Genomic DNA, 11708 nt, shown 5'->3' with positions numbered 1-11708 from the left:
AAATAGAAAAAACCGCCTAAAATTCGTTTTAAAAAACGGTGATTTTAGGTGGTTTTTTTATTTAATCATGTGTTAAAAATGACTGGGTCTTTCGTTTTGTCCCCGTCTCTTTTTGTAAGTAAACGGTGTTCCCAAAGCAACTTCTTCGGCAATAAGTCTTTTTTCATAAAAATATGCGAAACTATTTTCAGAAAAATTTCCTTATTGCTTGAAGCTAAACGCTTTGCGCCACAACCTCTTTCCACGGTGTTCTCAAAATAATTCCTCACAATAACGCCCAATTGTCCCAAAAATATGGACAGCTATNTTCCCAAAGCAACTTCTTCGGCAATAAGTCTTTTTTCATAAAAATATGCGAAACTATTTTCAGAAAAATTTCCTTATTGCTTGAAGCTAAACGCTTTGCGCCACAACCTCTTTCCACGGTGTTCTCAAAATAATTCCTCACAATAACGCCCAATTGTCCCAAAAATATGGACAGCTATTTTTTGTCAGTTGCTCATTATTTTGTCAGAGCTGAACGCTTTGCGCCACAACCTCTTTCCTGCTCATCAAGAAAGACTAACTAGTCGCAACTTAGTAATATTTTTATACGTGGAAAGTTCCTCAATCACGTCCGTGTAAGTCATTCCTTTTGGTAAATCAATCGTGTAAATATTCGTGTAAATGCGATAATCTTCGACAAATTTAACATCAAAATTCACATCTTCAATTTTAATTTTTCTCGCTTCAAAATAATCAGACAAAAAATCTTTGGTCTCCTGTCGGTGAATAAATTGGATCTCTAATTTTTTTGTCGTTGGAACGTGAATAATTCGCTTAACCATTGTCAAAGCAATCATCACACCAATGAAACTAATAATCGCAATCGAATAAAAACCCATCCCGATTGCAATCCCTAGGCCGGCTCCTGCCCAAAGAGAGGCCGCCGTTGTCAATCCAGTCACCGAGCGCTTTGTTACAATAATTGTCCCAGCACCTAAAAAACCAATCCCACTAACAACTTGAGCAATCAATCTCGCTTCATCTGAACGAATCACACCTGAAAGATCTGGATGTTGCATTGCGTCTTGCACTGCCCCACCAGCTATTTCCACTTGGATCAAAGCAATAATACATGCACCCATGCAAACTAAAATATGTGTGCGCATTCCCGCTGGACGATTTTTATATTGTCTTTCAAAACCAATCGCGCCCCCAAATAACATCGCCAAGCCTAAACGCAAGGTAATCTCTGGAATCGTTAATACCATATCTGCCATTTCAACATCTCCTCCCATTCAATATAGCACATTTTTTATGGGTAAGAAAAAAGAAGACAGCCAAATACTCATTGATTTGGTCGTCTTCTTTTCAATCATGTCTTCTTTACGATTAGCCCAAAATTCCTAGTGCACTTAACGCAATCGATAAAATCAAGATAATCCAGATAACGCGTGTGGAATTCAATTTCTTATGGCCTAACATCCAGTAAGTTAATAAAACTAGCAACACTGGTACTAGTGCAGGTAAAATAGCATCCAATGTATCTTGAATCACTAGTTCTACGCCATCTTTTTTATAGACAAACGGTACAGTTGCTTTCACAACGGAAGGAATCAATGCCCCGATAACCGTAACTCCTAAGACAGTCGCTGCATTCGTAAAAGCAGATAACTTATCTTTTAAGGTCGTAACTAACTTCACCCCTTGTTTATATCCCAATGGCAATAAAGCCGCTCGACCAAATAACAAAGCAATATTGGCTATAATCCAGATGACACATCCCACAATTGAACCACTCTGAGCTAAGGTACCCGCAATTGAGCCAAAAATTGTTCCCCAAATCACGTGGAATAACGAGTCCCCAACACCTGCAAGTGAGCCCATCAACGCTGTTTTTAACGCAACGATTGTATCTTTTGCTCGATAGCCATCTTCTTCTTCAATTGCGACATCAATCCCCATAATCAAATTCCCAAAAATCGCGTTTGTGTTAAAAAACTGATTATGTGTTCGTAACATATCTTGCAATTCCAATGGATCTTCACCATAAAACTTTTTCAAGACAGGCAACATTCCGTATAAATATCCGGAACTCATCATCCGTTCATAGTTCCAGTTCAATTGACTTCCTAAAATGTAACGCCAACTAATTGCGTTTAATTCTTTTTTTGTTAGTTTTTGATTATTCATCACCATCAAATCCTCCCTCGAAAGTTCCAGTATTTGCTACTGTTTGAACACTTGCTGCTTTTTCGCTATCACGTTTAAAGACAATCATTGCTGCAATCACACCCACAATTGAAATACCTAACATTGGGACTTGCAAATAAGCAGCTAAAAAGAAACCTAAAAGCAAATATGGAATATATTGTTTTGTAGGAAGATAATGTAGCAAGATTCCGATACCAACTACTGGCAATACACCACCAGCTGTTTTTAGTCCATCCATCAACCAAGCAGGCGTATTTTCAGTAATTGTTGAAACAGCAGCATCACCGACAAGTAACATCAACAAGATTGGAATCGCACGTGATAATCCCCATAGGAAAGAACCTGATAACACAAGCCGAGGGATTCGACTAATCTTCATATCATCAATTGCACGATCAATGCGGTGTAGCAAGAAAACATTACAAAAGCGGGCTACTACATCAAGCTGCAGCATCAGTAAAGAAACTGGAACAGCTAACCCAATTCCATACTCTGCCCCTTTACCTGAAATCACCGCAAAAGCAGTTCCTAGCACGGCTCCCGTAAAGTAATCAGGAACTGAAGCGCCACCAAATGCTGCGATACCTAAACGCATCAATTGTAGCGTCCCACCGACCATTAATCCGGTTTTTAAATCGCCCATAATCATTCCGGAAATCATTCCGGCAATTGCCGGTTGCGTTAGTGTATTTGAAATAAGTGAATCATTAATGGCAATAAAAGCATAAACAGTAATAAGAATAATTTGATATATTTCTAAATGCATAGCTGTCTTCCTCCTAATATTAGCTTCTTAATTTTTCCATAAAGTCGATAACTGGATCATTTGGTACCAATTGCGCAGTTACTTTCACTTTTTTTGCGGCAATCGCTTCAAAAACTATTTCTTCTTCTTTCAATACTTTGATACTCTTCGTTACATCTCTTGCGCCTTCCTTATAACTCATGTTTCCAACATTGACCGTTTCCAATTGACCACCAGCTTCTAAGTATCTCAATACATCAGTTGGATTTTTAAAGACCAAGAATATTCTTTGCTTACCGTACTTACCTGATTGGATATTTTTAGCTGCAGTAGCAACATCTAAAACTGAAAGTCGCATAGATGTAGGCGCTGCCATTCTTAGTGAAGATTTTTGTAAAGAATCTGTAGCTGCTTCATCGTTAATCACAATGATTCGCTGTGTATTCAAGCTAGGTGACCAGATACCTGCAACCTGTCCATGAATCAATCGTTCGTCGATGCGGACATTCACGATGTTGGCTTTGCCTTCATATTCTTTGTATTTTTCTAAATCTTCATTGGAAACAACCGGATCTTTTTCTACTTCGGCTTCCAGCATTTTCTTTTTAACATTTGTAATCCCACTTATCGATAGCTGAATCAACTCACTAACACTAGCATGGCTATTCAATGTAGCTTCAATGACTAATGGTAAAGACATTCCCGCAATGATTTCTACCTCGTCATTTTCAAGATAGTTAGTCAATGCAACATTGCACGGTGTTCCACCCAATAAATCGGCAATGATCAAAGTCTCGCCGTTAAGGGCTTTCATTTTTTCTTCTAATTCATTTTCAAATTGTAGATTATCCCCGTCTGGTTTCAAAGAAGCTGTGTGAACATGTGCCTGCTTACCGACAATCATCTCCAAACTTGCTTTGACTCCTTCCGCCATATTCCCATGGCTAATCAATAGGATATTTCTCATCTGTCTTCCTCCCCCAAAATTGAATATTCAACTTAACATATTATGTTTTGCTTACCCATACTATATCACACCACTTTCTCCACGTAAACCTAACATCTTAACATATTATATTTTTTTCGATAAAAATCACATTTTGTGAATTGGCCTAGCGATAATCAATTGCTAAACTAAAGTTAACATGTTATGCTACTAGTTAGTATTTACCGCAGAGAATGGAGGGTATAATCGAATGATTCCCAAATATGAACAAATTAAGCAAGATTTATTAGCGGAAATAAAAAAACATAAATTTATTCCTGGCGATAAATTCTATTCAGAAGCTGACATCAAACAAAAATATTCTGTCAGCTCAATCACAGCTGTCAAAGCATTAAATGAGTTGACGACAGCTGGCTATCTTTACCGTATTCAAGGAAAAGGAACTTTTGTTTCTAAATCAAAAGTCTCCCAAAGTGTGAAATTCTCTGATATTGAACTTCATTCTTTAGATAAAGAGAAAGTCAAAGTTTTAGCTATTGAAGAAGAAAATCACCCTACTATTTTAAAGGAACTGGGCTTACCTGCCAATGCTTCCTACTATAAAATCAAACGTGTTCGTTTTTTTGAAGACGTCCCTTTTCTTTTACATATCACTCATCTACCTAAGAAGTTAGTAAAAGAACCACTGACAAAAGATCTCTCAACCTACGCAAGCATTTATGAGCGAGTACGTAAAGACTTTGATATTGATTTATTCTCTTTGTCTTCTGTTGAAACAGACGAAATTATTTTTTCTGATAACTCAGAATTATTGAATTTATTACAGTTAAGTTTTAGAGAACCTGTCGTCAAACAAGTCAAACATTCTTACTTAGCTGATCAAAGTGTTGCAGAATATATCGTCAGTTATAAACATTGGAAATATTTCAAAACAAAAATCGAAGTGGAAGCTGAGTAAGCGACCACTTTTTTTGCGTTTCTATCCTTTTTTTAAATAAATAAAAAGAAATGGAATATTCGCTTTTTGTAGTTAAGTACGGTATACTAATCTAAGTTAATATGTTAACAAGTTAAAAGGAGGCTCTCATGAAACTTCAAGATAAGAAACAGGAACTGATTCAACTCGGTAGCAACGTACAACAAGACTGGTTGACACAACAATTAGATTGGTGCTGTCAAACAATCGAAGCCAACATGCAACGTTATGGGTTAGATTTCCCTTCTGCCTGTGCAACAAACGGAAACTATCGAATCAAACCAAATGATGATTGGACAAATGGTTTTTGGACTGGGATGCTTTGGCTCGCTTACGAATGGACTGGGAGAGAGACATTTTTAGTTCGTGCGATGGAAAATATCCATAGCTTTCAAGAGCGATTAGAAAATCATTTTGTTTTAGATCACCACGATATCGGCTTTTTATATAGTTTATCTGCCGGCGCGGGCTATACTGTTACCGACAGTTTGTTATGTCAGCAACAAATTTTACAAGCTGCAGATGTTTTAATGGCACGTTTTCAAAAAAAAGGACAGTTTATTCAAGCTTGGGGAAAATTGGGTGACCCCAAAGAGTATCGACTAATCATTGACTCACTAATTAATTTGCCATTGCTCTTTCGTGCAACAGAGATTTCTGGAGATATGCGCTATCAAGAAGTTGCCCAAAAGCACTATCAGACTTTACTAAAAACGGTTATTCGAGAAAATGCGACAACTTTCCATACTTATTATTTTGATCCGCTAACCGGCAAACCCAGCCACGGTGCCACTCATCAAGGAAACAGTGATGATTCGATTTGGGCACGTGGACAAAGCTGGGCAATTTTGGGTATCCCATTAAACGAAAGCTATTCACAAAATAAGCAAGAAAATGGGGCACAGAAAGATACGTCGTTAACAAATGCTGGCTTTCCACAAAACTATAACGAAATCGTTGATGTCTTTCTAACTAACTTGCCTCAAGATCTCGTTCCTTACTGGGACTTTGATTTTAATGACCAAGTCCCTTCAGACAAAGACAGTTCTGCCCTAGCAATTACTGCATGTGGCCTGCTGGAAGCAGAAAAAAGTAACGCCTATCCAGCCGCGAAGGAATTAGCTCAAGGAATGATTTATCAATTAGGAGAAAAGTATTCAGCCAAACATGAAACTGTAAACGAAGGTCTTCTACTACACGGTGTCTACGCACACGCCGAAGGAAAAGGCATTGATGAACCAAATCTTTGGGGCGACTATTTTTATTTCGAAGCACTCATGCGTTTAGCAAATCCCGAGTGGAAAAAATATTGGTGAGGAGAAAAAAAGATGCAGACATTTGAAATCAAAGAAGATTTTTTACTTGATGGAGAACCCATCAAATTAATCAGCGGAGCAATTCACTACTTTCGACTAGCACCTGCTCAGTGGGAAGACAGCCTGTATAACTTAAAAGCTTTAGGCGCCAACACGGTAGAAACTTACATTCCATGGAACATCCATGAACCTAAAGAGGGAACTTTTGATTTTGAAGGAATGAAAGATGTTGTCGCTTTTGTTAACTTAGCACAAGAATTAGGTTTGATGGTCATTTTACGTCCTTCTGTTTACATCTGTGCTGAGTGGGAATTTGGTGGTTTACCAGCTTGGCTTTTGAAAGAATCTGGTATAAGATTACGTTCGACTGACCCTCGATTTATGGAAAAAGTCAAAAATTATTACACTGTTTTGTTACCAAAACTAGCACCCCTTCAAGTTTCTCAAGGTGGTCCTGTTATCATGATGCAAATCGAAAATGAGTATGGTTCTTATGGCATGGAAAAAGAATATCTTCGACAAACAAAGCAATTGATTGAATCTTTTGCAATCACTATTCCGTTATTTACCTCCGATGGTTCTTGGCCTGAAGTTTTAGATGCGGGTACATTGATTGAAGATGATGTATTTGTCACTGGAAACTTTGGTAGCCATTCAAAAGAAAATGCAAACGTTTTAAAAACATTTATGCAACAACATGGAAAAAATTGGCCCATCATGTGTATGGAATACTGGGATGGCTGGTTCAATCGTTGGAACGAACCTATTATCAAACGAGATGCCCAAGATTTAGCAAATGAAGTCAAAGAGATGCTGGAGGTTGGCTCGCTTAATCTGTATATGTTTCATGGCGGTACAAATTTCGGTTTCTATAATGGTTGTTCAGCTCGAGGAATGTTGGACTTACCACAAGTCACAAGCTATGATTATGATGCGTTGTTAACTGAAGCTGGTGAACCAACTGAAAAGTACTATCTTGTGCAACAAGCAATCAAAGAGGTCTGTCCTGATGTTTGGCAAGCAGAACCAAGAACGAAAAAAATAAGTGCTCTTGGGAACTATCCAGTGACAGAAAGTGTTTCTTTTTTCAAAACAAAAGATCAAATGATGGCAGGAATTGCTTCGCCTTACCCACTAACCATGGAAAACATCAGTACAGGTTACGGTTATGTGCTGTATTCTGCTCAGTGGAAAAATTATCAGCACAAAAATAAATTACGACTTGTCGAAACCAGTGATCGCGCACATATCTATAGTGATGGCGAACATCAGGCTACACAATATCAAGAAACACTTGGCGAAGAAATTATGATTGCTGGTCAAAAAGAAAACGAAGTAATCCAAATTGATGTATTAGTAGAAAATTTAGGTCGAGTAAATTACGGAGCAAAATTAAACGGCCCCGAGCAATCAAAAGGTATTCGTGGAGGAATCATGCAAGATATCCATTTTCATCAAGGATATGTTCACTATCCATTGACGTTGGAAAAAGAACAACTCGAAAAAATTGATTATCAAGCTGGAAAAGTGCCAGAGCAACCTTCATTTTATCAATTTAAGTTTGATTTAGCAGAAACAGCTGATACCTTTATTGATTGTTCTCGTTATGGTAAAGGCGTTGTGGTCGTTAACGGAATCAATCTAGGACGTTACTGGAATCAAGGACCACTTCTAACTCTATATTGTCCAAAAAGTTTCTTGAAGCAAGGAGAAAATAAACTTGTGATTTTTGAGACGGAAGGTATTGAAATCGAGGAGCTTTGCTTCGTTGATATGCCGAAAGAAAAGGTTATTGATCGGCCAAACCTGTAAAGGTTGTGAAAGAAGTGCCCAGCTCCAATAAATAAGCATAAATTAACGAAAATTGCTTCTCAAATTTTTGAGTAATTTATGCTTGTTTTGAAGGAGTTACTTTTTGAACACCGTGAATGAGGTTGTGGCTCCAAGCGTTAAACTTCAAGCAATAAGGAATTTTTCATAGAAATAGTTTCTCATGTTTTTATGAAAAAAGACTTATTACCGANCTCCAAGCGTTAAACTTCAAGCAATAAGGAATTTTTCATAGAAATAGTTTCTCATGTTTTTATGAAAAAAGACTTATTACCGAAGGAGTTGCTTGGGGAACACCGTGAATGAGGTTGCGGCTCCAAGCAGCTTTCGAGCAATAAGAACATCTTTTTAAAAATAGCTTCTCCTATTTCTATGAAAAAAAGGGATTGCCAACGTGGAGAGACTTTGGCAATCCCTCTTTTAATTTATGGCTTAAAACATCAATTTCGATGAATAGCATACATTACTAGAATAAATCACAGAAGGCTGAATCAGTTACTTCAGCCTTCTGTGATTTATTCTTTTGTTATTCATGACTATTTCGTCCAAAGACTTCGATTTGTGTCAATGCAGGAAATGGTGAATCATCATTTGCTTTTTTCAAGTTTTTGATTGTTAGTTTGCTTGTCTTTTTCATGGGGAAAGTAATCTCTTGAAATGACAAAGTATTTGTTGTTGGTACAACCAACGTTTCGCCATCTGAAAAAAGTAAAGTGATCTCTGTCCAAAAACTATCATGTGGATAATCGCCACGAAAGAGTACTTGTACCCGGTCTGTCTCAATCACTCGTCCAAAATCGATAACTAACTCTGCATCTGCTTGTTGATTGATCCCCCATGAAGCAAATGGATAGGAACCATGAGAAAGGTTTCCATATTTACCATCAATTGCATTTTTAGCAAAAAAGACAGAATCATTTCGTGTTTCTACATTTGCAAAAGCATGTGGGTAAGCACCTGAATCATTTTTTTGGTCGTGTGTGTTGATGGACAAGTTTTGATAGTTAGTGATTTCAAACTCATAAGCTTTGCGAATCATCAACTGATGGCGAGCTGATTGAAATCCAGTTTCTACACTTGATTTCGTCAAGGACTCCTCCAATGGAAAATGATATTCCCATTCTTCTTCGGGCAAATAGATTAAATTTGGTGCTAATGTTTCATCTAACTGAACGACAAAATAACTTTCATTTGCCTCTGTAGTCACTACGACTTTATCTCCCAACTGATAACGGTAATCTTTGATTGCCAAGACAGCCATTTCTTCTCCTCTTGCTTCAAATGGACCTGTCTCTTTGTCATGATCGATTTTTCCAATAATTGGTTGATTGTATTGATCCTTCAAACTAATTTTCAGCATGTTTCTCTCCCTCTCCTGTTATGCCACCAACTAAACAAATCAAGCGATGCGTTCCTGGTTGCAACTGATTTTTTAAATACGGTAAACTAGTTCGTGGAAAAAACAAAGAAGTATTTGCTTCCAGTTGCGTTATCTTTGCTTTCTCATATCCTTCAATCGCTATAATTTGCGAACATAGTTCTTCTGAAATGATTTTCGCGGATAATGGTTCAACTATCCCCCCAATGTTTTTCCCTTTTAACGGCAAACTAAATCCACCTTCTCTGATTTCGATTGGGATTGTCGTTTTGATTTCATGCACTCGCACATGCCATTCACCAAATGGATAAATTTCTGTCTGAATTTCTACTTCTCTAAACGGTCGCCAGAGATAACTTACACAATTGTTATCTGCGTGATAATCAATGACTTCTCCTTTCACTCGGTAATACTGACCATCTCTAGAAACTGCCAGAACATTATCAAACGCACCTGCTTCATACTCAGAACTAGCTTTTGGAACACTGAACCCAAACTTGGTCGAATAAACAAATTTACTGTACTTTGCTTCAGCATGAGCTTGGTTATGCACTAGATTTCCAAATGGATAGCCCAGGACATGTTGCCCATTTTTTGCCTGAACGACGAACATATTCCCCGCAGTAACTATCTGATTTTCTTTTTTTACAATTGATTCTGGCTCTGCTTGCCAAAATGGATGTGCTGGTTCCGTGGCTAATAACAAGAAAAATTTAAATGCCCAATAAGGCGATCCTGGTGCATTATATCCTTCCGCCATCACAAGATTCTCATAGTGATAACCAATTGACAAACGGCCATCAAAAGTAAAGATATCATGTGCCAACCAGGTCTGTAGATGATTCGATAAAAGTGTTTTTATTTGTCCCCAAGGAATTGCTTCCACTTCTGCAAAAATCAGTGCCGAAAAAAATGCACCTTGCGCAAATCGATAAGTCAGACTTCGTCCGTAAGGTAATGCCTCGCCAGCTGAGTCAAAAAAATAAATAAATTCTTGTGTAAACCGTTTAGCTCGATCAATAAATTTATCTGCCCATTCTGGTAGTTCTTCCTTCATAAATTTCGCAAAAATCAACCCATAATAATGAAAAGCAAAAGGTACATAATAATCTTTTTGCGTTGGTTTACCATCTACATACCAACCATTTTCAATCGCCATTGTATCAATTAAAGTCAGCTCTTCAATTAACTTTTCACGATTCAACTTTTCTCCACAATGAGCTAATGCCAAACGAATCAATACTTTGAAAAAAGTCCAATTATTTTTCGGAATTTTTTTATCCAAAGCTTGTGCTAGCCAAGCAACAAGATTGCGTTGACTCGTTGTAGACATTTCTACCCAAAAAGAATCTTTGTTTAATAATAAATTTAGCGAAAGTGCCGCCATTTCAACAATATATTGATCGTAGTCTTCGACTGTCCCCCAGTAGTATGGACTATCTGGGTCGGTTCCGTTTGAAACTTTTTGGATATAAACATCTCTTAATTCATCCTCTTGATTCATCGTCCAGTATGGTCCTAATCCCCAAAGCACGCGGATAAGCGCTTCCATATCCGCGCGTTTTTGATCGTATACTGCTCCGCTACTCCCCAAATGTAATCCGGCCAATTCCGAATGAATCATCTCATTTCGTAAAGGCTGAATCATCTCTTCCAATGCATGTTGAAAATCTTCGCGCGTAAAAAAATGATGGCTCTCTTGCTGATACATCCAAGCTCCCCCCTTACCTCTTTCAGTCAAGAATAACAAGGCATCACTGCTTTTTCAACCCAACATTTCTTTCAAAATGAATGTTAGATGAGAAAAAAATTTTTTAGCTACTAACTTAACCTATTAACTTAGCACTAAGCATTTTCAACCTCAAGGATTCAGCCAGCTTTTCTTTTTTACTTAACCTAAAACAAATGAAAAAAAATTTATCAAATAATTTTACCCTTTTAAAAATAAAACTGGCTACCACGAATCGTTCGTTTCATCTAAGTTCATACAACAAAACAGGAGGCATGACAAAAGTTTTGTCATGCCTCCTGTTTTCGAGCAAATGGTGTTCCCAAAGCAACTCCTTCGGCAATAAGTCTTTTTTTCATAAAAACATGAGAAACTATTTCTATAAAAAATTCCTTATTGCTTGAAGTTTAACGCTTGGAACCACAACCTCATTCACGGTGTTCCCCAAGCAACTCCTCGAAATAATTCGTAACTGCCTAAAAATATGGAATGCTATTTTTGTCAGTTGCTCATTATTTTTTCGAAGCTAAACGCTTTGCGCCACAACCTCATTCACGGTGTTCCCCAAGCAACTCCTCGAAATAGCTCACAG

Annotated in this window: 9 protein-coding genes; 3 read left to right on the top strand and 6 right to left on the bottom strand. The window is 37.6% G+C overall.

Annotated features, from left to right (window positions below):
- Nucleotides 1-551 precede the first annotated feature (551 nt).
- From RV17_RS07980 to RV17_RS13130, 4 genes are all read right to left on the bottom strand, one after another.
- Nucleotides 552-1262, bottom strand: a complete 711-nt coding sequence (locus RV17_RS07980) for an MgtC/SapB family protein (RefSeq protein WP_067482927.1) — start codon at nucleotides 1260-1262, stop codon at nucleotides 552-554.
- A 112-nt stretch (nucleotides 1263-1374) separates the two neighbouring features.
- Entirely contained in the window at nucleotides 1375-2181 is an 807-nt protein-coding gene (locus tag RV17_RS07975; protein WP_067482929.1) for a PTS system mannose/fructose/sorbose family transporter subunit IID, read from the bottom strand.
- Nucleotides 2168-2962: a PTS mannose/fructose/sorbose/N-acetylgalactosamine transporter subunit IIC gene (locus tag RV17_RS07970; RefSeq protein ID WP_067482931.1), complete on the bottom strand. Its 795-nt coding sequence runs from the start codon at nucleotides 2960-2962 to the stop codon at nucleotides 2168-2170. The genes RV17_RS07975 and RV17_RS07970 overlap by 14 nt, the downstream gene beginning before the upstream one ends.
- Nucleotides 2963-2981: 19 nt before the next feature.
- Nucleotides 2982-3908 (bottom strand): PTS sugar transporter subunit IIAB, encoded by a 927-nt coding sequence (locus tag RV17_RS13130; protein WP_075491273.1) that lies wholly within the window; start codon nucleotides 3906-3908, stop codon nucleotides 2982-2984.
- A 229-nt stretch (nucleotides 3909-4137) separates the two neighbouring features.
- Here RV17_RS13130 and RV17_RS07955 point away from each other — a divergent pair, with 229 nt between their 5' ends.
- From RV17_RS07955 to RV17_RS07945, 3 genes are all read left to right on the top strand, one after another.
- A complete protein-coding gene (locus tag RV17_RS07955; RefSeq protein WP_067482933.1) occupies nucleotides 4138-4845 on the top strand; it encodes a GntR family transcriptional regulator in 708 nt (235 codons plus the stop codon).
- Between the two features lie 128 nt (nucleotides 4846-4973).
- Nucleotides 4974-6179, top strand: a complete 1206-nt coding sequence (locus RV17_RS07950; protein ID WP_071868944.1) for a glycoside hydrolase family 88 protein — start codon at nucleotides 4974-4976, stop codon at nucleotides 6177-6179.
- A 12-nt stretch (nucleotides 6180-6191) separates the two neighbouring features.
- Entirely contained in the window at nucleotides 6192-7991 is a 1800-nt protein-coding gene (locus RV17_RS07945) for a glycoside hydrolase family 35 protein (RefSeq protein WP_071868943.1), read from the top strand.
- Nucleotides 7992-8535: 544 nt separating this feature from the next.
- On the opposite strand, the gene RV17_RS07940 is transcribed toward RV17_RS07945, so the two are convergent.
- Both RV17_RS07940 and RV17_RS07935 read right to left on the bottom strand, forming a co-directional pair.
- Nucleotides 8536-9369, bottom strand: a complete 834-nt coding sequence (locus RV17_RS07940; RefSeq protein ID WP_067482936.1) for a hypothetical protein — start codon at nucleotides 9367-9369, stop codon at nucleotides 8536-8538.
- Nucleotides 9356-11098: a DUF2264 domain-containing protein gene (locus RV17_RS07935; protein WP_071868942.1), complete on the bottom strand. Its 1743-nt coding sequence runs from the start codon at nucleotides 11096-11098 to the stop codon at nucleotides 9356-9358. The genes RV17_RS07940 and RV17_RS07935 overlap by 14 nt, the downstream gene beginning before the upstream one ends.
- Nucleotides 11099-11708: the final 610 nt, after the last annotated feature.

Source organism: Enterococcus thailandicus, from assembly GCF_001886265.1.
In the GTDB taxonomy this organism is placed as follows: Bacteria; Bacillota; Bacilli; order Lactobacillales; family Enterococcaceae; genus Enterococcus_B; species Enterococcus_B thailandicus.
The sequence above is the reverse complement of the archived record's forward strand: the minus strand, read 5'-3'. Positions and strand labels throughout refer to the sequence as shown.